A 21,640-nucleotide genomic window follows, 5' to 3' on the forward strand; every position below is an offset into this window, starting at 1 on the left:
CGCCTGCGGCAACCCCGCCATGTACGCCCGCTCAATCACCAACCGCTGATCCGCGGTCAACCTCACACCCGGCACGCGCCGCAACCTCTCACTCACGATCGAGTTGCAACAACCGGTTGAGTTCGCCCGGGCGGAGGTCAGGTGTTGACGACATTCACGGCGACCGCTTGGGTGTCGGCGATCGCCCGGTCGAGCACGGCGCGGCGAGGGTCGGGCACGGCCAGCCACGGCTCGACGACGGTGAGGCCGCCGAGGCGGGGGTCGGCCAGCACGGCGTCCACCGCCGCGTGGTCGCCCCCGGTGGACACCAGCCGTACGCCGCCCAGGATCCGTGCCGCGTGCTCGGCGGCAGCCTCGTACGCCTGCCGCGCCTGGTTGTCGCGGCGCCGCGCGAACCGCTGCTGGCTCTGGCCGCCGGCCTTGGTGCGTCCCTGCACGTGCCGCTGGCCGACCTTGTGCTCGACGAGATCGCTCCCCCGCATCCGGGCGACGGCGAAGCCACCCTTGCGCACCAGCAGCACGCCCCACTCGTCCGGCGCGACCGCAGCTGCCGCGAAGGCGACCGCGTCTGGGTCGCCGGTGTACGGCGCGTCGAAAGGCAGGCGGGCGGTGAAGTGCGAGCCGTCGACCGCGCGGCCGTGCAGTGCGCCGTCGGCCACCGAGAGCGTGGCACCGCCGTGCCCGGCCGTGAAGTTGTCGACCCACCGCTCCCAGCGAGCGGCGGGGACGAGGACGGCAGGCATGGTCAGAGGAAGTCGAGCGGGTCGAACTCGTCGATCGGGATGACCCGGGTGCGCGGGAGTGCGGAGTTGAAGGCGCCGAGGTCGTACTCGAGGTCGAAGATCCGCACGCCGGGCAGGTTGCGGAACTGCGAGTTGACGAACTCGGTGAAGCCGATGACGCCAACCTGCCGACTGCCGTCGCACAGCGCCGAGACCTGGTCGACGAAGTCACCGTCGTGGCTGACCAGCACCACGTCGGCGTCGCGGTCCACGAGGGCCTCGGCGGTGCGCTGGATGGCGATGTCGACGACCTTGCCCTCACCGCTCAGCGGGATCGGCTTGAAGCCGATCGCCAGCAGTGCCTGCACGAAGCTCGTGGGCAGCTCGGTGGTGGCCGCGAGGAAGAACAGGCCCGTGACGTCCTGGTCGAATGCCCGTTCGGCCCACTCCAGCAGCCGGTCCCAGCGGGGGCGCTCCTCCGGGCGGGGACGCCGACCCAGGATCGAGGTGCCCAGGGTGGCGTCGATGTTCTCCCCGTCGACGAGGAGGTAGGTCATCCGCTCGGCCATGCGAGGACTCTCCCACACCGCCGGGCCACGCTCAGGCCTGGTAGACGACCTTGAACGACTCGACGACCTCGTCACCGGTCACGGCGACGTCGGTCACCTCCACCAGCGCGCGCGGGACCCCGGCCCCGTCGCACAGGATCGACAGCACGCCGGTCTGTGGCAGCTCGCCGCCGTAGTCGGCCTCGGCGGCGCTCGTGCTCCCCCGCTCGTCGGCCAGCACTTGTGCGACGAAGGCGTCGGACTCCTCGGCCGAGTCGCCGTACGCCCAGGCCGGCGGCGGCACCGACTCGAGCGTCGTGGGGCCGAAGTAGGTAGGCGCGGCGTTGAGCTTGGCGTGGAAGCGCGCCAGGTCCCAGAAGACCCGCAGCTCCTCGTGGTCGAACGCGATCTCGCTGACCTCGACCGCGCTCGGGTCGACCTCGTGCTCGTCCATGGGCGCAGCCTAGCCAGACGCCGGGTGACCGGGCCTCAGGCCACGGCGGCCGCGTACGCCGCAAACTCGCGTGCCGCCTCCATCGCGCCCGGCGGTGGCGCGTCCAGCGGGTCGAGGCCGCGGTCGCGGTCGGCGAGCACCTGCTGGAGCAGCGGGCGCCAGCCGGGATCGCCGTGCACCATCACCCAGCGCAGCGCGTCGCGCTTGCTGGCCACCCGTCCGGTGCGCACGGTGTAGAGGCTCCGGCACGCCTGCACGACGAGGTAGCGCTGGCACCACGCGACGGTCGGAGGGCACCACGCCTCGACCTCCTCGCTCAGGGTCGCCAGGGTCGTGCGGGCCCGCTCGCGCAGGACCTCGTCGGGCACCGGGTCCATCAGCTGCGCCGGGCACGGGCCGACCAGCGTGATGCCGTGCTCGCGCACGATCCACCGCGTCCACGGCTGGTTGCAGTGCTCGGACCACTCCATCTCGTCGGAGCCGTGGTCGACGTGGAGCCAGGGTCGTCCGAGCCCCGCGGTCGAGCGCAGGTCGGCGGCGACGGCGTACGAACCCTCGAGGTGCCGGTGCCAGAAGCCGTCGCGGTGCGGGAGCTCGCGGTGCAACGCACGCAGCGCGGCCTCCTGGCCGGCGTCGGGTCGCTCCCTGACCACGACGAGGAAGTCGCAGTCGCTGTGCCGGTCGCCCGCGCCGAGGGCGAAGGAACCCTGGAGGTACGCCCCGACGAACGAGCCTCCCAGCGCGGACTGCGCACCGGTGACGAGGTCGTGGAGCACGCCGTTGAGGTCGGCGTAGCGCGTCGGGTGGGGGTTCAGCACGGTTGGAGTGTGCGCCTCGCACGGCGGCGGCGCCACGCAATATCCGAGCCTCCGTCTGGGGCCCGCGGGCTACCGTCGAAGGTCCCCCAACGATCCGGAGGTCCTCATGCGTCGTCTCCTCGTCACCCTCACCGCGGCCGCCCTCGGCGTGACCCTGTCACCCGTCCCGACCGCCACCGGCGCCACCGCCCCACCTAACGGCACGTTCCCCGCCCGTATCGAGCTGCCGGACGGCTTCCAGCCCGAGGGCATCGCGCTCGGCCCCGGCCCGACCGCCTGGTTCGGCTCGCGGGCCGACGGCGACATCTACGAGGTCTCGTTGCGGACCGGCGAGGGCCGGGTGATCAGCGAGGGTCCCGGGACCCCGTCGGTCGGGATGAAGTCCGACCAGCAGGGACGCCTGTACGTCGCGGGAGGCAGCTCGGGCACCGCGCGCATCATCGACACCGAGACCGGCGCGGTCCTGGCCGACCGCACCCTGACCACGGGTGCGAGCTTCGTCAACGACGTCGTCCTCACCCGCAGCGCCGCGTGGTTCACCGACTCCTCCCAGGCCCAGCTCTACCGCGTCGACCGCGGAGCCGAGGGCGAGCCGGGGACTGCGACCACCACCCTGCCGCTCACCGGCGACTGGCAGCAGGTCGCCGGCTTCAACGCCAACGGCATCAGCACCACGCCGACCGGCCGCGCCCTGCTGGTGGTCAACTCCACGACCGGGCTCCTCTACCGCGTCGACCCGGCCACCGGGGAGGCGACGCAGGCCGACCTCGGTGGTGCCTCCCTCACCATGGCCGACGGCATGCTGCGCCACGGACGCACCCTGTACGTCGTGCGCAACCGGATCAACGAGGTGGCGGTCCTGCGGCTCTCGCGCACCGGGCTGAGCGGACGGCTCGTGCGGACGATCACCGCCGACGACCTGCCGGCCTCGACGTCCTTCGACGTGCCGACCACGGTCGCGCGGTTCGGCTCGCACCTCTACCTGCCGAACGCACGGTTCAGCACACCGCCCACGCCGACCACCGACTACTGGGTGACCAAGGTGCGGGCCAAGGCCGGCGACTGACCTCAAAAAGGTTTCGAGCCGCCCGACCTCAGACGTTGAACCCGAGGGCGCGCAGCTGCTCGCGACCGTCCTCGGTGATCTTGTCCGGCCCCCACGGCGGCATCCAGACCCAGTTGATCGCGACGTCACCGACCAGGCCCTCGAGCGCGGACTCGGTCTGGTCGGTGATGACGTCGGTCAGCGGGCAGGCCGCGGAGGTCAGCGTCATGTCGAGCACGGCGTTGCTGTGCTCGTCGAGGTGCACGTCGTAGACCAGGCCGAGGTCCACGACGTTGATCCCGAGCTCGGGGTCGACGACGTCCTTCATGGCCTCGGTGACGTCCTCGACGGTCACCGTCGACGTGCCACCACCCTGAGCACCCTGGGTGGCCTCGGGGACCTCGGGGAGGTCGGAGTGATCGGGCTGCTGGGACTCGCTCATGCGGTCTCTCCTTGTGTCTGGGCCTGGCTGGTCGCGTCCTTCCACGCCATCCAGGAGAGCAGGGCGCACTTCACGCGCGCGGGGAACTTGGCGACGCCGGCGAAGGCGATCCCGTCCTCGAGGACGTCCTCGTCGGGTTCGACCTGCCCCTTGCCCTGCATGAGCTCGAGGAAGGTCTGGTGGATGGTCATCGCCTCGTCCACCGGCTTGCCGATGACGAGGTCGGTCAGCACGGACGCCGACGCCTGCGAGATCGAGCAGCCGACGGAGTCGTACGACACGTCCTCGACCACGGCGCCGTCGGCACTGTCGACGAGGTGCACGCGCAACGTCACCTCGTCGCCGCACGTCGGGTTGACGTGGTGCACCTCGGCCTCGAAGGGGTCACGAAGCCCCTTGTGGTGCGGGTTCTTGTAGTGGTCCAGGATGATCTCCTGGTAGAGCGCGTCGAGATCTGTGCTCATCTCAGCCCACCTTGAAATAGCTGCGGGTGTGGTGGAGGCCCTCGACCAGCGCGTCGATCTCGGCCGGCGTCGTGTAGAGGTACGACGACATCCGCGTCGAGCTCTGCACGCCGTAGCGCGCGTGCGCGGGCTTGGCGCAGTGGTGCCCGGCGCGGACCGCGACGCCGCGCGAGTCCAGCACCTGGGCGATGTCGTGCGGGTGCACGCCGTCGAGCTCGAACGAGATCGCGCCACCGCGCTCGGCGGCGTCCAGCGGCCCCAGCACCGTCAGGCCCGGCACGGACTGCAGGCCCTCGAGGGCGTACGCCGTGATCGCCTGCTCGTGCCGGTGGATCGCCTCCAGCCCGACGTGGCCGAGGTAGTCGACCGCCGCACCGAGGCCGACGGCCTCGACGATCGGGGGCGTGCCCGCCTCGAACCGGTGCGGCGCCTTGGCGTAGGTCGAGCGCGCCATCGTCACGGTCTCGATCATCTCGCCGCCTCCGTGGAACGGGGGCAGCTCGTTGAGCAGCGCCTCCCGGCCCCACAGCACGCCGATGCCGGTCGGACCGCACACCTTGTGGCCGGTGAAGACCAGGAAGTCGCAGTCGACCGCCTGCACGTCGACCGGCAGCTGGGGCGCGGCCTGCGAGGCGTCGATGACCGACCAGGCCCCGACCGCCTTCGCCCGGGCGCACAGGTCGGTGACGGGGTTGATCGTGCCGAGCATGTTGGAGACCCAGGTGAAGGCCACCACCTTGGTGTTCTCGTCGACGAGCTGGTCGGCGTTGCCGAGGTCGAGCCGGCCGTCGTCGGTCAGGCCGAACCAGCGCAGCTCGGCGCCCGCCCGCTCGCACGCGAGCTGCCACGACACGATGTTGGAGTGGTGCTCCATCTCGGTGATGACGACGTTGTCGCCCGGGGCGAGCTCGATCGTGCGGGCCAGCAGGTTGAGCGCCTCCGTGGCGTTCTTGGTGAAGACCACCTCGTTGCGCGAGGGCGCGTTGAGGAAGGCCGCCACCTGGTCGCGCGCACCTTCGTACGCCTCGGTCGCCTCCGCACCGAGCTGGTGCATCGCCCGGGCGATGTTGGCGTTGTGCCGCTCGAGGTGGTCCACCATCGTGTCGATGACGACCTGCGGCTTCTGCGAGGTGTTGGCGCTGTCGAGGTAGACCAGCGGCACTCCGCCCGCGAGCGTGCGCTCGAGGATCGGGAAGTCCTTGCGGATCACGTCGAGATCCGGGAGCAGTCCTTCCATGATCAATCCTTTCTGCGGTGGGAGAAGTGGTGCTGGTCAAGGCGGAGGAGCGAAGGCGACCTTTGAGCGGAGCGGGTCGTCGAGCGAGACAACGCAGCCCAGCGCCGCTTATCGCGCCGCAGGGGCCTTGAGGTACTTGTCGTAGCCCTCAGCCTCGAGCTGGTCCGCGAGCTCCTTGCCGCCGGACTCGGCGACCCGGCCGTCGACGAAGACGTGGACGAAGTCGGGCTCGATGTAGCGCAGGATGCGGGTGTAGTGCGTGATGAGCAGGACGCCCTTGCCCTCGCGCTCGCGGAAGCGGTTCACGCCCTCGGACACGATCTTCAGCGCGTCGATGTCGAGGCCGGAGTCGGTCTCGTCGAGCACCGCGACCTTGGGGTCGAGCAGGTCGAGCTGGGCGATCTCGTGACGCTTCTTCTCGCCACCGGAGAAGCCCTCGTTGACCGAGCGCTGGGAGAAGGAGGAGTCGAGGTTGAGAGCCTCGAGGGCGCTGTTGACGTCCTTGACCCAGGTGCGCAGCTTGGGGGCCTCGCCGTCGATGGCGGTCTTGGCCGTGCGCAGGAAGTTCGCGACGGACACACCCGGCACCTCGACGGGGTACTGCATCGCGAGGAACAGGCCGGCGCGGGCACGCTCGTCGACGGAGAGCCCGAGGATGTCCTGACCGTCGAGGGTCACCGAGCCGCTGGTGATCGTGTACTTGGGGTGACCGGCGATGGAGTAGGCCAGGGTCGACTTGCCGGAGCCGTTGGGACCCATGATGGCGTGGGTCTCGCCCTCGTTGATGGTGAGGGTGACGCCCTTGAGGATCTCCTTGGGGCCGTCCTCGGTCTCGACGCTGGCGTGGAGGTCGGTGATGACGAGCTTGCTCATGCGGGGGTGACTCCGTTCAGGGTGGTCTCGGTGTCGACGTAGACATCAGTGCCTCGTACGTCGACGGGGAAGGTGGCGACCGGCTCGGTCGCCGGGAGGTTGGTGGGCTTGCCGGTGCGCAGGTCGAACATCGACCCGTGCAACCAGCACTCGATCTGGCAGTTGGCGACCTCGCCCTCGCTGAGGGCGACCTCGGCGTGGCTGCAGGTGTTCTCGAGGGCGAAGACCTCGTCGCCGTCGCGGGCGATGGCGACGTCGTAGCGGCCCAGGGTGACCGCCAGCGCCTCGTCGGTCGGGACCTCGTCCAGCGAGCAGGCGCGCTCGAAGGTCATCGCGCGTCCTGACCGAAGGCGGCGAGCGAGCCGACGTCCTTCAGCACGTTCTTGGCAAGCTCCGCCTCGACGGTGGACAGGAGACGCTGCTCGATGGAGGGCACGCCGACCTGGCGGATCAGGTCGTTGAAGAAGCCGTGCACGACCAGGCGCTGCGCCTCCTGCTCGGAGACGCCACGCGACTGCAGGTAGAAGAGCTGGTTGTCGTCGAACCGCGCGGTGGCCGAGGCGTGGCCGGCACCCTCGATCTCGCCGGTCTCGATCTCCAGGTTGGGGATCGAGTCAGCCTGGCACCCGTCGGTGAGGACGAGGTTGCGGTTCTCCTCGTAGGTCTCGATGCCCTCGGCGACCTTGCGGATCAGCACGTTGCCGACCCACACGGTGTGTGCCTTCTCGCCCTGCAGCGCGCCCTTGTAGACAGCGTGCGACTTGGTGCGCGGGGCGGTGTGGTCGGCGAAGATCCGGTGCTCGATGTGCTGGCCGGCATCGGCGAAGTAGAGGCCGAGGAGCTCCGCGGAGCCGCCCGGGCCGTCGTAGGTGACGTTGGCGTCCATCCGGACCAGGTCGCCGCCGAAGGAGATCGCGGCGTGCTTGTACGACGCGTCGCGGCCGACCCGGGCCTGGTGGTGCGAGAGGTGGACGGCGTCGTCTGCCCAGTCCTGGATGGAGACGACCGTGACGTCGGCGCCGTCGCCCACGGCGATCTCGACGACCGCGGCGATGGTGGAGGAGCCCGTGTGGTTGAGCACCACGATCGCCTTGCTGTGGGCTCCGAAGCGCAGCGCCACGTGACCGGCCTCGGTGACGGAGACGTCCGTGCCGTCCAGGTCGACCACGATCGGCTCGGCGACCTCGGTTTCGGCGGGCACGTCGACCAGCAGGCTCGCGGGGACCTCGGCGAGGACGCGGGCGGCCCAGCGGGTGTTGGGCACAAGGCCGGAGATGCCGCGCAGGGCACGGGCCTCGTCGCCCGACACGCCCTCGACGCGGACCCCGGCGGGGGTGTTCCAGGTGCACGAGGTCGCCGAGCGCATGAACTCGGCGTCGGCGTGCAGGCCCTTGAGCCGCTTGAGCGGCGTGAAGCGCCAGATCTCCTCGCGCCCCGTCGGGACCTCGTGGTCGGCGACGTCGAACGAGCCGGCAGGGTGGAGGTGGCTCTCCACCTTGTCGGGCTCGGGGGTCTGCTCCAGCGCGGAGCGGACGGAATCGGTGGTGACGGTCAAGGCTCTACTTTCTACGGTCGGGTGCGGAGCGGGGCGGTCGGGATCAACCGACAGCGCCCTCCATCTGCAGCTCGATGAGGCGGTTGAGCTCGAGGGCGTACTCCATCGGGAGCTCCTTGGCGATCGGCTCGACGAAGCCGCGCACGATCATCGCCATGGCCTCGTCCTCCTCCATGCCGCGCGACATGAGGTAGAAGAGCTGGTCGTCGGAGACCTTGGAGACGCTGGCCTCGTGGCCCATCGACACGTCGTCCTCGCGGATGTCGACGTAGGGGTAGGTGTCGCTGCGGCTGATCTGGTCGACCAGGAGCGCGTCGCACAGCACGTTGGACTTCGAGCCGTGCGCGCCCTCGTTGACCTGGATCAGGCCGCGGTAGGACGTACGGCCGCCGCCGCGGGCCACCGACTTGCTCAGGATGGACGAGGACGTGTGGGGGGCGGCGTGCACCATCTTCGCGCCGGCGTCCTGGTGCTGGCCCTCGCCCGCGAAGGCGATCGACAGCGTCTCGCCCTTGGCGTGCTCGCCCATGAGGTAGACCGCGGGGTACTTCATGGTCACCTTGGAGCCGATGTTGCCGTCGACCCACTCCATGGTCGCCCCGGCCTCGCACGTGGCGCGCTTGGTGACGAGGTTGTAGACGTTGTTGGACCAGTTCTGGATGGTCGTGTAGCGCACGCGGGCGCCCTTCTTGACGACGATCTCCACGACCGCGGAGTGCAGCGAGTCGGAGGAGTAGATCGGCGCGGTGCAGCCCTCGACGTAGTGCACGTACGAGTCCTCGTCGGCGATGATCAGCGTCCGCTCGAACTGGCCCATGTTCTCGGTGTTGATCCGGAAGTAGGCCTGGAGCGGGATGTCGACGTGGACTCCCTTGGGCACGTAGATGAACGAGCCGCCCGACCACACCGACGTGTTGAGCGCGGCGAACTTGTTGTCGCCGACCGGGATGACGGTGCCGAAGTACTCCTTGAAGAGGTCCTCGTGCTCCTTCAGCGCGGTGTCGGTGTCGACGAAGATGACGCCCTTCTCCTCGAGGTCCTCGCGGATCGAGTGGTAGACGACCTCGGACTCGTACTGGGCGGCCACGCCGGCGACGAGACGCTGCTTCTCCGCCTCCGGGATGCCGAGCTTGTCGTAGGTGTTCTTGATGTCCTCGGGCAGGTCCTCCCACGAGGTGGCCTGCTTCTCGCTGGAGCGCACGAAGTACTTGATGTTGTCGAAGTCGATCGTCGACAGGTCCGAGCCCCAGGTCGGCATCGGCTTGCGGTGGAAGAGCTTGAGGCCCTTCAGCCGCAGGTCGAGCATCCACTGCGGCTCGGACTTCTTGGAGGAGATGTCGCGCACGACGTCCTCGTTGAGCCCACGCTTGGCAGCGGCACCCGCCGTGTCGGAGTCGGCCCAGCCGAACTCGTACTTGCCGATGCCCTTGAGCTCCGGGTTGAGTTCTTCGATGGAGGTCATGCCTTCTCCTTTTTCGGGGTCTGGGGGATGCAGGTCGTGCAGACGCCGTCGCCGTGGGCGATCGTCGCCAGCCGCTGGACGTGGGTGCCGAGCACCGCGCCGATGGCCTCGGTCTCGGCCTCGCAGAGCTGCGGGAACTCGTGGGCGACGTGGGAGACCGGGCAGTGCTGCTGGCACAGCTGCTCCCCCACGCTGATGCCGTTGACGGGGGCGAGGTCGCGCACCGACGCGGCGTAGCCGTTCTGGGTGAAGACCTTCGCCAGTGCCTCGGCCGGGGTCAGGTCGGGGTCGACCTCCAGCACCGCGGCGTAGTCGCGCTCGACGAACGCGACGCGGCGCCGGGCGAACTCCACGACCGCCTCCTCGCCCTGGGTCTCGGCGAGGAACCGCAGAGCCTGGACGGCGAGGTCGTCGTACTGCTGGTCGAAGCTGTCGCGGCCGGCCTCGGTCAGGGCGAAGATCCGGGCCGGGCGACCGCGGCCGCGGGTGCCGTAGACCTTCTGCTCGCGCGACTCCACGACGCCCTCGGAGACGAGGTGGTCGAGGTGGCGACGTACGGCGGCCGGGGTCAGGTCGAGGCGTCGGGCGAGGTCGGCTGCGGTCGAGGGACCGTTCTCCAGGATCGTGCGCGCCACGCGGTCACGCGTGGGGGCGTCACCGTCCAGGGTCGCAGCCGTCCGGATGAATTCCACAACGACAGTGTGACGTTATTGCGGTTCACGGTTCAAGCAAGGGTCACCTAAGTCACGCGCGGGCGCTCGATGCGCTCGCCCCTCGGTGCTCAGTCGGCCGTACGGGCGCGGAACGTGCGGATCGCCAGCGGGGCGACGACGGCGGTGATCAGGATGATCCACCCGATGGTGAACGGGATCGGGTGGTGCATCGGGAACGCCGCCCCCTCGGCCAGCGGCTGGTCGTTGCCCCAGAGCTCGCGGACCGCCTGGGTCAGCGACGAGATGGGGTTCCACTCGGCGATGAGGCGCAGGAACGTGGGCATCCGGTCGGTGGGTGCGAACGTGTTGGCGAGGAACGTGATCGGGAACATGGTGGCGAACATGACGCCGTTGACGGCCTCGACGGAGCGCATCGCCGACCCGACCCAGATGCCGACCCAGATCATTGCGAAGCCCCACCCGAGGAGCAGGAGGTAACCGAGGGCAGCCTCGAAGACTCCTGTGTGGATCCGCCAGCCGATCACCAGCCCCGTCAGCGACATCACGACGAGGCCGATCGAGGCGTGGGCCAGGCTGGAGATGCTGCGCCCGACCAGCACCGCCGCGGCGTTGATGGGCAGGGAGCGCATCCGGTCGACGATGCCCTTGTCGAGGTCGGCGGTGAGCCCGACTGCGACGATGAAGGACGCGAACGCCACCGTCTGCGCCATGATCCCGGCGAGCAGGAAGGCGCGATAGCCGGCCGGGGTGGCGACGTCGATGGACGAGCCGAAGACGTAGGCGAACAGCAGCACGAACATGACCGGCTGGATCGTGACGTCCATCAGCATCTCGGGCATGCGCTGGATGTGGAGGAAGTTGCGCCGGGCGATGGCCCAGGACTGCGCCAGCAGCCCGGTCGTGCGGATCTCGGGTCGCTCGAGCGTGGTCATCGCGTCTCCCCGGTCATCGTGTCCGAGCGGGCAGCGAGGTGGCCGCCGCCCTCCGCGTCGTCGAGTCGCTCCTCGGCGCGGTGGCCGGTGAGGTGGAGGAAGACGTCGTCGAGGCTCGGTCGCTTGAGCCCGATGTCGTCGAGCACGATCCCGCTCTCGTCGAAGATGCCCGCGACGCGGGTCATGTGCCCCAGCCCCTCGGCGGGGGCGGTCAGCTGCCGTGCACCGGCGTCGACGTGCACCTCGCGCACGTGCGGCATCAGGAGCGCTTCGGCCGCGGCGAGGTCCGCGGCGTGCGAGACGGTGACCACCAGCGCCGCGGCGCCCGACTGGTCCTTGAGCTGCAACGGCGTGCCCTCGGCGATGACGGTGCCGCGGTCGATCACCACGACGTTGTCGGCGAGCTGGTCGGCCTCCTCGAGGTATTGCGTCGTCAGCAGCAGCGTCGTGCCGTCGGCGACCAGCTCCCGCAGCACCTCCCAGAGCTCGACACGCGAGCGCGGGTCGAGCCCGGTGGTCGGCTCGTCGAGGAACAGCACGGGCGGCGTGGCGACCAGGCTCACCGCGAGGTCGAGGCGGCGCCGCATGCCGCCGGAGTAGGTCTCGGCCGTGCGGTCGCCGGCGTCGGCGAGGGAGAACCGCTCGAGCAGGTCGTCGCTCGCACGCCTGACATAGGCGGCGTCGAGGCCGTAGAGGCTGCCGATGAGGCGGAGGTTCTCCCGCCCCGTCAGCAGCTCGTCGACCGTCGCCGCCTGCCGGTCAGGCCCATGCTGCGCCGCACCGCCGCAGGCTCGGCCACGATGTCGTGGCCCGCGACGCGTCCGGTGCCGGCAGTGGGCCTCGTCAGCGTGGTCATCATGCGCACCGTGGTGGTCTTGCCGGCGCCGTTGGGCCCGAGCAGGCCGAGCACCGAGCCCTCCGGGACCTCGAAGGACACGCCCGCGACGGCGACCGTCTCGCCGAAGTGCTTGACGAGACCGTCGGCCTCGATCGCTGGAGCTCGAGTCATGGCGACCACGCTAGCCGCGGGGACCGACAACGGCTCCTGGATTTCCTCGTTCTGCGCGCCGGCGGGCGTGGCCCCAGGACCACGCCCGCCGGTCGATCACTCTGTGCGACGTCCCGCGGTCAGGGCACGTCCACGTAGACGTACGTCGGAGCGAGCGCACCGTCGTACGACAGCCGGCCGAGGTAGCGGCCCTGCGCCAGCCCGGACCAGACGGCGTCGAACGTCGTCGACTGCCCCTGGACGACCGGCACCGGGTCGGGGCTGGCCCCGAAGGAGCCGAGACCGCCGGCCGTGGGCACCGTGTACTGGTCGTAGCGGTAGTCGATGCTCGACGCCCCCGGTGCTGCGCTGTAGCCGTCGAGCACCGCGACGTAGGTCGCCGCCGCGGGGGCGTTGAGCGTGACGGACTCGTCGGCCGAGCCGGTCGCGGACAGGCCCACCAACGTGCGGGTGTCGTTGGCGTTGACCCGGTAGACGTACAGGTCCAGGTCCGCCGCGTCGTCGGCCGCGTCGAGGTCGAACCTCACCACGGCCGTGCCGGCCGGGACGGCGACCGGTCGCTCCACGACCTCGGCGACGGCCAGGGTGGCGGTCTCCGTGGTCGCCTTGGCGAGACCCGCCGGGACGACGTCCTGCTCACCGGTGAAGCCGGCCGTGATCGTCACCGGCACGCTGCCCGAGGCACCCGTCCCGCGCAGCGTCGCGGGCGCGGAGACCGACACCGGGCGCAGCGCGACCGGCATCCGGACCGTGGTCGGGCCGGTCAGCGTGGCGAAGCCGGTCGAGAACGTCCGCAGCGGCGCGTCCGTCCGGGTGAAGGTGAACGAGACCGTGGCGGAGTCACCCTCGGCGAGGGTGATCGACGGCTTGTCGATCGCGACGTCGAATCCGGGCACCGACGCCGCGACGTCCCACGTGCCGGCCTGGACCGCGGTGAACGTGCGGGCGATGGTGACGCTCGCGGTGACCTGCCCCTTGGCCATCGACGGGATGTTGAGGTCGGTGGCCGCCATCGGCTCGACGCCGGGCAGGTCGAATCCCTGGCCCTCGAAGAAGCTCAGCCACTCGTCCTCGCCCGAGGTGACCACCAGGCCCGGGTCGAAGAACTTCGTCGGGTCGACGTGACCGGCACCCTGGTTGAACGGGTTGCGGTCGGGCGAGCCGTCGGCCTTCTTGAGGTCGTAGGCCGTGGTCATCATGGCCGACTTGACCGCCATCGGGCTCCACTCCGGGTTGACCCCCAGGATGAAGGCCGCGAGGCCCGCGACGTGCGGGCTCGACATCGAGGTGCCGGAGTAGAGGTCGAAGTCACGACCGTTACCGGACGGCGGCGCCACTGCGGCCAGCACGCTGACGCCGGGAGCCGAGATGTCGGGCTTGATCACGTCGGAGGCGTTGGCGACGGCCGGGCCGCGTGAGGAGAAGCCGGCGACCTGCGGCACCGGGGTGGTGCTTCCACCGGTCGTGTCGCCCAGGACGATGCCCGCCGTCGCAGCGGTGCCCGCCGAGGTGACGTACGCCTTGATCGCGTCGCCTGCCGCCTTGTCGACGTGGACCGACGGGACGGAGTGGAAGTCGGCGTCGAGGCTCTGACCCGGACCCGTGTTGGCGAGCACCATCCCGACACCGCCGGCCTGCTCGACCGCGGCGCTCTTGGCGACGCGGTCGTAGACGCCGCGGTCGCAGACGACGATGGTGCCCTGCGCCTTGGCGGGGTCGAGGCTGCCCGGGGCGCAGAGGTCCACCTCGGTCGCCGGGACGCCGGCAGCGCCGACCGCCGAGCTGTCGACCAGCCTGGTGCCCTCGGCGACGCCCGTCGAGGCGATGGAGGCGCCCTTGTACTTCTGGCCGTTGCCCAGGACGACGGTGTTCTCGTACGTCACGTGGGTCGAGGCCGCGACCGTGGTCACCCACGGGCTGTTGTGCGCGACGGTCGAGGCGGTCGGGCCGCTGTTGCCGGCAGACGCGGCCACGAAGACGTCGGCCGCGGCAGCGCCGAGGAAGGCGAACTCCACGGCGTCGACGACCGTGCTGGTCGCGCCCGAGATGGAGAAGTTGATGACGTCGACGCCGTCGGCGATCGCGTCGTCGACCGCCGCGAGGGTCGAGGAGGTGTAGCACCCGCCCGTGTTGGGGTTGGTGTCGTTCCAGCAGACCTTGTAGGCAGCGACCTTGGCCGCGGGCGCCATGCCGCTGACGTTGCCGAACTCTCGGCCCTCGACGCTGGCCGGGACGCCGTTGTTGCCCGCCGCCGTGCTGGCGGTGTGCGACCCGTGGCCGTCGCCGTCACGCGTCGAGATGAACTCGGCGCCGTCGCGCTGCTGCGGCGGGACGCTGTCGAGGAAGGCGTCGGGGTAGTAGCGAGCGCCGACCAGCTTGCTGTTGCAGTCGTCGGCCGTCCACTTCTCGCCCGGCTGGCAGACGCCACGGAAGACCGACCCGTCGGCCTTCGTCATGTAGGTCGTGTTGCCGCGGCGGTAGAGGTCGAACGGACCCGTGGGGTTGCGGTCGACCTTCCGACCGCTGAAGGAGCCGGACTCGGGCCAGATGCCGGAGTCGAGGACACCCACGACGACACCGGCACCGGCCTGGTCGACGCCACCGCGCTGGGCCCACTGGCCGTTCGCCCCGGACAGGCCGAGGAACTCGGGCGAGGCGTAGGTGTCGAGGGAGAAGGCCTGGTCCTTGACGACCATGAGGACGTCACGGGTCTCGGCCAGCTCGGTGGCCTGCCGGCCGGTCAGGCGCGCGGTGAAGGAGCTCGCCGCCAGGGTGGAGCGGGTCATCACCTCCGCGCCGACGTCGGCAGCGAGGCGGTTCTGGCGCCTGGTCAGGTAGGCCGAGTAGTCGGCGACCCGCGCGGAGCGGGCGTCGAAGGACCTGCCCTTGGTCGCGGCGGTGGCGCGCAACCCGGCGACGCCGCCGTCGTAGCGCGTCGCGCCGGGGTCCCTGAGCACCACGACGTAGCGCCCGGGCCCGAGGTTCGAGGCCTTCGTGGGCGGCGCGGGGCTCGTCCCGCTCTCGCCGGGGGCCGCGGCGGCGTTCGGCACGCCGGCGGCGAGACCGCACACCACGGCGGCCGTCGTGAGGAGGGCGAGGCCGCGTCGCGCGCCCCGCCCGATGTAGTGGATGGACACGCGATTCTTCTCCCTCATCTCCGAGCAGCCGGGTCCGCGACCCGACCGGCTCGCACCGCGGCCGGATCACGACCTCGGGACGAGCCCCCTCACCAAAAGCCATGGCGGGGCGTCAGTCAAGGGATTCCTGCCGGCATTTTGTCCACGTGTGCGCGCAGCCCCCCTCCTGGGTGGGCTCAGGCCCCGGGCGAGGACCTCGGCGTCGTCGCCCCACGGCCCGCTCCCTAGACTGGTGGCGTGTCAGTCGCCGCGCCAGCCGTCGAGATCGACGGCCTGGTGATGGCCTACGGAGACAAGGTCGCGGTCGACGGACTGTCCCTCGACGTCGCCCGCGGGTCGATCACCGCGGTCCTCGGCCCCAACGGTGCCGGCAAGACGACGACGCTGGAGACCTGCGAGGGCTTCCGGGCGCCGCAGCAGGGCACCGTACGGGTGCTGGGCCTCGATCCCCAGCGCGACCGCACCGCGCTGCTCCCCCGCATCGGTGTGATGCTGCAGGACGGCGGGGCGTGGAGCGGGGTGCGGGCGGTCGAGATGCTCGAGCACATGGCCACCCTGCACGCGCACCCGCTCGACACCGCGATGCTCGTCGCGCGCCTCGGCCTCGGCGACTGCGGCCGTACGCCCTACCGCCGGCTGTCCGGCGGGCAGCGCCAGCGCCTGGGCCTGGCCGTGGCCCTGGTCGGGCGCCCGGAGCTCGTCTTCGTCGACGAGCCGACCGCCGGGATGGACCCGCAGGCCCGCCGTACGACGTGGGAGCTGCTGGAGGAGGTCCGTGAGGACGGAGTGACCGTCGTGCTCACCACCCACCACATGGACGAGGCCGAGCACCTCGCCGACCAGATCCACATCATCGACCGCGGCACCGCCATCGCGAGCGGCACGCCCGCGGAGCTCACCCGCGGGGGCCGGTCGGCCACGATCCGGCTCGTCGTCAACCGTCCCTTCCCCGACGGCGCCCCCGAGTCGCTGCGCGCCGACCTCGGTCCGCAGACGGAGGTGCGCCAGCTCGACGAGGTCAGCATGCTCATCCACGGACCCGCCGACGCCTCGACCCTGGGACGGGTCTCGCGCTGGTGCGAGGAGCACGGCGTGCTGCCCCAGACGCTCAACCTGGGCCAGCGCACGCTCGAGGACGTCTTCCTCGAGCTCACCGGGCGGGAGCTGGCACCGTGACCGCACCCCGTACGAGCACGGCCCCCGCGACCTTCACCCCCGCACCCGGCAGCGCGCCGCTGGCCCGGATGGTGCTGGCGCAGGCGCGGATGGAGTCGCGGCTGATGCTGCGCAACGGCGAGCAGCTCCTGCTCGCCCTGGTGATCCCGGTGATCGTGCTGGTGGGCGGCGTGGTCGCGGCGGGGCGCCTCGGCAGCTCCCTCGGCGAGCGGGCGGCGGTCGACGTCCTGACCCCGGGCGTCCTCGCCCTGGCCGTGATGTCGACGGCGTTCACCTCGGTGGCCATCGCCACTGGCTTCGAGCGCCGCTACGGCGTGATCAAGCTCCTCGGCGCCTCCCCCCTGCCGCGGCACGGCCTCCTGCTGGGCAAGGCGCTGGCCCTGCTCGCGGTCGTCGCCGTCCAGCTCGTCGTGCTGGTCGGCGTCGGACTGCTGCTGGGCTGGGAGCCCGCCCTCGCGCACCCGGTCCGTACGGCGGTCGGCGTCGTGCTCTCCGTGGCGCTCGGCACGGCGGCGTTCGCCGCCCTCGGCCTCTTCGTCGCCGGCGTGCTGCGCGCCGAGGCGACCCTGGCGCTGGCCAACCTCGTCTACCTGCTCCTCATGGCGGGTGGCGGTGTCGTGCTGCCGACCAGCACGTACGGATCCGCCGGCACCCTGATCCAGTGGTTGCCCTCCGGTGCGCTGGGCGAGGCCGTGCGCGGCGCGCTCGTGGACGCACAGATCGACGGCCGTGCGTTGGTCGTGCTCGCCGCCTGGGCGGTGCTCGGCACGCTGCTCACGGCCCGGACCTTCAGGTGGGAATGATGAGACACACGGTCCTCGACCGGCTCGCGCCGTACCTCTGGCCCCTGGCGGTCGCCAACCTGCTCGCCAACGTCGGCATCGTGGTCACCGGCGGCGCTGTCCGCCTCACCGGGTCCGGCCTCGGCTGCCCCACGTGGCCGCGCTGCACCGACGAGTCGTACGTGCCGCACGGCGAGCTCGGCCTGCACGGGGCCATCGAGTTCGGCAACCGGCTGCTCACCTTCGTGCTGGTGGCGGTCGCGGTGCTCTGCTTCCTCGCCGCCCTCGGCGCGAGGCACCGGCGCGCGACCCGGCTCTCGCTGGTCGTGGGGCTGGGCATCCCGCTGCAGGCCGTCATCGGCGGCATCACCGTGCTGACCGACCTCAACCCGTGGATCGTCGCCGGGCACTTCCTGCTCTCGATGGCGATGGTGATGGTCTGCGTCGCCTTGCTCGACGAGCTGCGCAGCCCGGACCGCGACGCCGCACCACGGCTCCCGCGCGCGCTCGCGTGGGCGACGCTCGCCTCGGGCTGGGTCGCGCTCTACCTCGGCACGGTCGTCACCGGCGCCGGTCCGCACGCCGGCGACACCGACGCCCCGCGCAACGGCCTCGACCCGGCCACCGTCTCCCAGGTGCACGCCGTGTCGGTCTACGTCCTCGTCGCCCTCACGATCGCCCTGCTCGTCGTCGCCGTCCGGGGCGGGCACCAGTGGCTGGCCCGCGTGACCGGGCTGGTGCTCGTCATCGAGGTCCTGCAGGGCGTGCTCGGATGGGTGCAGTACTGGCTGGACCTGCCCGTCGTGCTGGTCGCGCTGCACATGCTCGGTGCCGCCCTGCTGGCGGCCGGCCTGGCCCGCATCGCCCTCGCCGTGCTGCCCCACCGGGCGGACCGGGAAGCCGTCGCCGACGGCGAGCCGCAGCCGCACGCAGCGACCCGCCCGGCCTGACGACCCGGCGAGCCGGGACTAACGGCCCAGCAGCGGGTCGAGGGCGACCGCGACGAAGAGCAGGGAGAGATAGAGGTTGGAGGCGTGGAACAACCGCATCGGGTTGATCTCGCCGAGCGCCTCGGAGGTCTTGGTGCGCGACCACATCCGGTGGGCCTCCACGAGGAAGACCGCACCCAGGACGGTCGCGGCCGCCGGATAGACCAGGCTCGTGCCCGCGACCGGCCACAGCAGCAGTGACGTCGCCACCATCACCCAGCTGTAGACGACGACCTGGCGGCCGACCTCGCGCGCCGGCTTGACCACCGGCAGCATCGGCACGTCGACGTTGCGGTAGTCCTCGCGGTAGCGCAGGGCGAGCGCCCAGGTGTGCGGGGGCGTCCAGAAGAACACCACGAGGAACAGCACGACCGGCGTCCACGCGAGCTCGCCGGTGACGGCCGTCCAGCCGATCAGCGCCGGGAAGCAGCCGGCGAGGCCGCCCCAGACGATGTTCTGCGTCGTGCGCCGCTTGAGCAGCATCGTGTAGACGAGGACGTAGAACGCGTTGGCCAGCACGGACAGCAGCGCGGAGAGCAAGTTGACCCAGAGCAGCAGCACCACCGTCGACAGCACGGCCAGCACCGTCGCGAAGACGAGCGCGGAGACCGGTGAGACGATGTGGCGCGGGAGCGCGCGCCGGCGCGTACGACGCATCTGCTCGTCGATGTCGCGGTCGTAGACGCAGTTGTAGGCCGACGCGGAGCCGGCCGACAGCGCGCCGCCGACGACCGTCGCCGCCACCAGCCCGAGCGCGGGCACGCCACGCTCGGCGAAGAACATCACCGGCACGGTGGTGAGCAGGAGCAGCTCGATCACGCGCGGCTTGGTGAGCCCGACGTAGGCCGCGACGACGTCGCGCCAGGTCTTGGACTCCTCCGCCCCGGTGCCGTCGCCGGTCGACGGCCGCGCGGACGCGGCGGCGTCAGGACCGGCGTGGGACACGGTGGAGGACCTCGGAGGACGGGGACGGATGGGGATGCGGGCAACGGGGCACCGAGGGGAATGGACAACCAGGTTCGGCGGCGTCCGGGGCGACCCTCGGGCGGGGTCGAGTCTACTCGTCCGCGGCGATAGGGTCGCAGTCGAGGCCGCCCGGGGCCCTGTGATCTGGGCTGCACTGCATCTCACCCCCGAGAGGAACTGCGTTGACCGACACGTCCGCCCTGCCCGCCACCCTCGAGTGGAACGACCTCGACGACCGCGCCGTGGACACCGCCCGGGTGCTCGCGATGGACGCGGTCCAGAAGGTCGGCAACGGCCACCCCGGCACCGCCATGAGCCTCGCCCCGGCGGCGTACCTGCTCTTCCAGAAGGTGATGAGGCACGACCCGACCGATCCGGAGTGGGTCGCGCGCGACCGCTTCGTGCTGTCCTGCGGCCACTCCAGCATCACCCTCTACACCCAGCTCTTCCTCGGCGGCTTCGGCCTCGAGCTCGACGACCTCAAGGCGCTGCGCACGTGGGGCTCCAAGACCCCCGGCCACCCCGAGCTCGGCCACACCGCCGGTGTCGAGGTGACCACCGGTCCGCTCGGTCAGGGCGTCGGCAACGCCGTCGGCATGGCCCTGTCGGGTCGACGCGTGCACGGCATCCTCGACTCGGACGCGGCTCCCGGTGAGGGTCTCTTCGACCACCAGGTCTACGTCCTGGCCTCCGACGGCGACCTCCAGGAGGGCGTGAGCTCCGAGGCGAGCTCCATCGCGGGCACCCAGAAGCTCGGCAACCTCACGGTCATCTACGACCGCAACCGGATCTCGATCGAGGGCGACACCGACATCGCGTTCACCGAGGACGTCGCCAAGCGTTACGAGGCCTACGGCTGGCACGTCCAGACCGTCGACTGGACCAACGGCGGCACCGAGTACGTCGAGGACGTCCCGGCTCTCTACGCCGCGGTCCGCGCGGCGCGCGGCGTGACCGACCAGCCCTCGCTGATCGTCCTCGACACGATCATCGCCTGGCCCGCTCCCAACGCCCAGGGCACCGAGGCCGCGCACGGCAGCGCGCTCGGCGCCGACGAGGTCGCGGCCACCAAGAAGGTCCTCGGGTTCGACCCCGAGCAGACCTTCGAGATCCCCCCCGGCGTGCTCGAGCACACCCGCGAGCTGCGCGAGCGCGGCGCCGCGTGGGGGGCCGAGTGGGACAAGAGGTACGCCGCGTGGGCCGAGGCGCACCCCGAGTCCGCCGAGCTCCTCCACCGGCTCAAGCGGCGCGAGATGCCCACCGAGCTCGCCGACGCACTGCCGAGCTTCCCGGCCGACGCGAAGGGCGTCGCCACCCGCTCCGCGTCCGGCAAGGTGATCAACGCCATCGCGCCGGTGCTCCCGGAGCTGTGGGGCGGCTCCGCCGACCTCGCGGGCTCCAACAACACGACCATCACCAGCGCCCCGTCGGTCGGGCCCGAGGTCGCCGAGATCGGCGAGTGGAGCACCGACCCGTACGCCGGACGCGTCCTCCACTTCGGCATCCGCGAGCACGGCATGGGCGCGATCATGAACGGCATCGCGGCCGACCGCCTCACCCGCGTGTTCGGCGGCACCTTCCTCACGTTCTCCGACTACATGCGCGGCGCCGTGCGCGTGGCCGCGCTGAGCAAGCTGCCGGTCACCTACGTCTGGACCCACGACTCCATCGGCCTCGGCGAGGACGGCCCGACGCACCAGCCGATCGAGCACCTCGCCGCGCTGCGCGCGATGCCGGGCCTCGACGTCGTGCGCCCGGCCGACGCCAACGAGACGGTCGCGGCGTGGCACGCGATCCTGCAGCGCACCGACACCCCGGCCGCGCTCGCGTTGACCCGGCAGAACGTGCCGGTCTTCCCCCGGGGCGAGGACGACGGGCAGACCTGGGGGTCCACCGAGGGCGTGGCGCGCGGCGCCTACGTGCTGCTCGACGCCGACAAGGGCACGCCCGACGTGGTCCTCGTCGCCACTGGCTCGGAGGTGCAGCTCGCCGTCGAGGCGCGCACCCTGCTCGCGGCCGACGGGATCGACGCCCGCGTGGTGTCGATGCCGTGCCTGGAGTGGTTCGAGGAGCAGGACGAGTCCTACCGCGACACCGTCCTGCCGCCGTCGGTGAAGGCGCGCGTGTCCGTCGAGGCCGGTGTCAAGCAGGGCTGGCGCGAGATCGTCGGCGACAACGGCAGGATCATCTCGATCGAGGGCTACGGCGCCTCGGCCGACTACGCCCGGATCTACAGCGAGTACGGCATCACCGCGCAGGCCGTCGCGGACGCCGCGCGCGACAGCGTCGCGCTCGTCACCGCCTGACCCACCGGCGACTGCGACCGACGACCACCCACCACCAGCACGGGAGGCA

General features: G+C 71.2%; 22 protein-coding genes. 5 read left to right on the forward strand and 17 right to left on the reverse strand.

All coding sequences use genetic code 11. The features are described from left to right. Positions 1-137: 137 nt before the first annotated feature. Genes IE200_RS17210 through IE200_RS17225 form a run of 4 tightly spaced genes read right to left on the reverse strand, consistent with a single transcriptional unit; the run spans position 138 to position 2,542 of the window. Entirely contained in the window at positions 138-743 is a 606-nt protein-coding gene (locus tag IE200_RS17210; protein ID WP_191280719.1) for an acVLRF1 family peptidyl-tRNA hydrolase, read from the reverse strand. Positions 744-745: 2 nt separating this feature from the next. Next, on the reverse strand, positions 746-1,291 hold the full coding sequence (locus IE200_RS17215; RefSeq protein WP_191280720.1) for an NYN domain-containing protein: 546 nt from the start codon (positions 1,289-1,291) through the stop codon (positions 746-748). A 31-nt stretch (positions 1,292-1,322) separates the two neighbouring features. Beyond that, complete coding sequence (locus IE200_RS17220; protein ID WP_191280721.1) at positions 1,323-1,724, reverse strand: ASCH domain-containing protein; 402 nt, start codon at positions 1,722-1,724, stop codon at positions 1,323-1,325. Between the two features lie 35 nt (positions 1,725-1,759). After that, complete coding sequence (locus IE200_RS17225) at positions 1,760-2,542, reverse strand: aminoglycoside adenylyltransferase domain-containing protein (protein WP_229856722.1); 783 nt, start codon at positions 2,540-2,542, stop codon at positions 1,760-1,762. A gap of 106 nt (positions 2,543-2,648) precedes the next feature. On the opposite strand from IE200_RS17225, the gene IE200_RS17230 reads away from it, so the two are divergent. Beyond that, entirely contained in the window at positions 2,649-3,608 is a 960-nt protein-coding gene (locus tag IE200_RS17230) for an SMP-30/gluconolactonase/LRE family protein (protein ID WP_191280722.1), read from the forward strand. Between the two features lie 28 nt (positions 3,609-3,636). Here the strand turns inward: IE200_RS17230 and IE200_RS17235 are convergent, their stop codons facing one another. The 12 genes from IE200_RS17235 to IE200_RS17285 all read right to left on the reverse strand — a co-directional run bounded on the left by IE200_RS17235 (position 3,637) and on the right by IE200_RS17285 (position 15,372). Further along, positions 3,637-4,029 carry a metal-sulfur cluster assembly factor gene (locus IE200_RS17235; RefSeq protein WP_191280723.1) on the reverse strand — a complete coding sequence of 131 codons (393 nt, stop codon included), beginning with the start codon at positions 4,027-4,029 and terminating at the stop codon, positions 3,637-3,639. After that, on the reverse strand, positions 4,026-4,493 hold the full coding sequence (sufU, locus tag IE200_RS17240; protein ID WP_191280724.1) for a Fe-S cluster assembly sulfur transfer protein SufU: 468 nt from the start codon (positions 4,491-4,493) through the stop codon (positions 4,026-4,028). The genes IE200_RS17235 and sufU overlap by 4 nt, the downstream gene beginning before the upstream one ends. Position 4,494: 1 nt before the next feature. Continuing rightward, positions 4,495-5,730: a cysteine desulfurase gene (locus IE200_RS17245; protein ID WP_191280725.1), complete on the reverse strand. Its 1,236-nt coding sequence runs from the start codon at positions 5,728-5,730 to the stop codon at positions 4,495-4,497. Between the two features lie 108 nt (positions 5,731-5,838). Next, a complete protein-coding gene (gene sufC / locus IE200_RS17250) occupies positions 5,839-6,603 on the reverse strand; it encodes a Fe-S cluster assembly ATPase SufC (protein ID WP_191280726.1) in 765 nt (254 codons plus the stop codon). Further along, positions 6,600-6,935: a non-heme iron oxygenase ferredoxin subunit gene (locus tag IE200_RS17255; protein WP_191280727.1), complete on the reverse strand. Its 336-nt coding sequence runs from the start codon at positions 6,933-6,935 to the stop codon at positions 6,600-6,602. Before IE200_RS17255 ends, sufC begins: the two co-directional genes overlap by 4 nt. Continuing rightward, a complete protein-coding gene (sufD, locus tag IE200_RS17260) occupies positions 6,932-8,158 on the reverse strand; it encodes a Fe-S cluster assembly protein SufD (RefSeq protein ID WP_191280728.1) in 1,227 nt (408 codons plus the stop codon). Before sufD ends, IE200_RS17255 begins: the two co-directional genes overlap by 4 nt. A 43-nt stretch (positions 8,159-8,201) precedes the next feature. Further along, positions 8,202-9,620, reverse strand: coding sequence for a Fe-S cluster assembly protein SufB (gene sufB / locus IE200_RS17265; protein ID WP_191280729.1), 1,419 nt, complete (start codon positions 9,618-9,620; stop codon positions 8,202-8,204). Further along, the gene (locus IE200_RS17270; RefSeq protein WP_407941026.1) at positions 9,617-10,303 is read right to left on the reverse strand and encodes a helix-turn-helix transcriptional regulator; all 687 of its coding nucleotides are present in this window, start codon (positions 10,301-10,303) and stop codon (positions 9,617-9,619) included. The genes sufB and IE200_RS17270 overlap by 4 nt, the downstream gene beginning before the upstream one ends. 98 nt (positions 10,304-10,401) lie before the next feature. Beyond that, complete coding sequence (locus tag IE200_RS17275) at positions 10,402-11,226, reverse strand: ABC transporter permease (protein ID WP_191280731.1); 825 nt, start codon at positions 11,224-11,226, stop codon at positions 10,402-10,404. Next, entirely contained in the window at positions 11,223-11,960 is a 738-nt protein-coding gene (locus IE200_RS17280; RefSeq protein ID WP_308433023.1) for an ATP-binding cassette domain-containing protein, read from the reverse strand. The genes IE200_RS17275 and IE200_RS17280 overlap by 4 nt, the downstream gene beginning before the upstream one ends. Then, entirely contained in the window at positions 11,954-12,235 is a 282-nt protein-coding gene (locus IE200_RS21130; RefSeq protein ID WP_308433021.1) for an ATP-binding cassette domain-containing protein, read from the reverse strand. Before IE200_RS21130 ends, IE200_RS17280 begins: the two co-directional genes overlap by 7 nt. 119 nt (positions 12,236-12,354) lie before the next feature. Continuing rightward, positions 12,355-15,372, reverse strand: coding sequence for a S8 family serine peptidase (locus tag IE200_RS17285; protein ID WP_191280732.1), 3,018 nt, complete (start codon positions 15,370-15,372; stop codon positions 12,355-12,357). A 237-nt stretch (positions 15,373-15,609) separates the two neighbouring features. On the opposite strand from IE200_RS17285, the gene IE200_RS17290 reads away from it, so the two are divergent. The 3 genes from IE200_RS17290 (at position 15,610) to IE200_RS17300 (ending at position 18,280) form a co-directional block, all read left to right on the forward strand. After that, positions 15,610-16,548: an ABC transporter ATP-binding protein gene (locus IE200_RS17290; protein ID WP_229856724.1), complete on the forward strand. Its 939-nt coding sequence runs from the start codon at positions 15,610-15,612 to the stop codon at positions 16,546-16,548. Between the two features lie 68 nt (positions 16,549-16,616). Further along, positions 16,617-17,351, forward strand: a complete 735-nt coding sequence (locus tag IE200_RS17295) for an ABC transporter permease (RefSeq protein ID WP_191280786.1) — start codon at positions 16,617-16,619, stop codon at positions 17,349-17,351. Further along, the gene (locus IE200_RS17300; protein WP_229856726.1) at positions 17,351-18,280 is read left to right on the forward strand and encodes a COX15/CtaA family protein; all 930 of its coding nucleotides are present in this window, start codon (positions 17,351-17,353) and stop codon (positions 18,278-18,280) included. The genes IE200_RS17295 and IE200_RS17300 overlap by 1 nt, the downstream gene beginning before the upstream one ends. Before the next feature lie 18 nt (positions 18,281-18,298). Here the strand turns inward: IE200_RS17300 and IE200_RS17305 are convergent, their stop codons facing one another. After that, positions 18,299-19,264 carry a heme o synthase gene (locus IE200_RS17305; RefSeq protein WP_191280734.1) on the reverse strand — a complete coding sequence of 322 codons (966 nt, stop codon included), beginning with the start codon at positions 19,262-19,264 and terminating at the stop codon, positions 18,299-18,301. A gap of 203 nt (positions 19,265-19,467) precedes the next feature. Here IE200_RS17305 and tkt point away from each other — a divergent pair, with 203 nt between their 5' ends. Then, positions 19,468-21,591 carry a transketolase gene (gene tkt / locus IE200_RS17310; RefSeq protein WP_191280735.1) on the forward strand — a complete coding sequence of 708 codons (2,124 nt, stop codon included), beginning with the start codon at positions 19,468-19,470 and terminating at the stop codon, positions 21,589-21,591. Positions 21,592-21,640 lie beyond the last annotated feature (49 nt).

It is taken from the genome of Nocardioides flavus (ex Wang et al. 2016), assembly GCF_014653115.1.
Lineage (GTDB): Bacteria > Actinomycetota > Actinomycetes > Propionibacteriales > Nocardioidaceae > Nocardioides > Nocardioides flavus.

Coding starts and splice junctions, on each gene's coding strand:
- IE200_RS17210 (WP_191280719.1), bottom strand. CDS start 743: ATGCCTGCCGTCCTCGTCCCCGCCGCTCGCTGGGAGCGGTGGGTCGAC.
- IE200_RS17215 (WP_191280720.1), bottom strand. CDS start 1,291: ATGGCCGAGCGGATGACCTACCTCCTCGTCGACGGGGAGAACATCGAC.
- IE200_RS17220 (WP_191280721.1), bottom strand. CDS start 1,724: ATGGACGAGCACGAGGTCGACCCGAGCGCGGTCGAGGTCAGCGAGATC.
- IE200_RS17230 (WP_191280722.1), top strand. CDS start 2,649: ATGCGTCGTCTCCTCGTCACCCTCACCGCGGCCGCCCTCGGCGTGACC.
- IE200_RS17235 (WP_191280723.1), bottom strand. CDS start 4,029: ATGAGCGAGTCCCAGCAGCCCGATCACTCCGACCTCCCCGAGGTCCCC.
- sufU (WP_191280724.1), bottom strand. CDS start 4,493: ATGAGCACAGATCTCGACGCGCTCTACCAGGAGATCATCCTGGACCAC.
- IE200_RS17245 (WP_191280725.1), bottom strand. CDS start 5,730: ATGGAAGGACTGCTCCCGGATCTCGACGTGATCCGCAAGGACTTCCCG.
- sufC (WP_191280726.1), bottom strand. CDS start 6,603: ATGAGCAAGCTCGTCATCACCGACCTCCACGCCAGCGTCGAGACCGAG.
- IE200_RS17255 (WP_191280727.1), bottom strand. CDS start 6,935: ATGACCTTCGAGCGCGCCTGCTCGCTGGACGAGGTCCCGACCGACGAG.
- sufB (WP_191280729.1), bottom strand. CDS start 9,620: ATGACCTCCATCGAAGAACTCAACCCGGAGCTCAAGGGCATCGGCAAG.
- IE200_RS17275 (WP_191280731.1), bottom strand. CDS start 11,226: ATGACCACGCTCGAGCGACCCGAGATCCGCACGACCGGGCTGCTGGCG.
- IE200_RS21130 (WP_308433021.1), bottom strand. CDS start 12,235: ATGACTCGAGCTCCAGCGATCGAGGCCGACGGTCTCGTCAAGCACTTC.
- IE200_RS17295 (WP_191280786.1), top strand. CDS start 16,617: ATGGTGCTGGCGCAGGCGCGGATGGAGTCGCGGCTGATGCTGCGCAAC.
- IE200_RS17300 (WP_229856726.1), top strand. CDS start 17,351: ATGAGACACACGGTCCTCGACCGGCTCGCGCCGTACCTCTGGCCCCTG.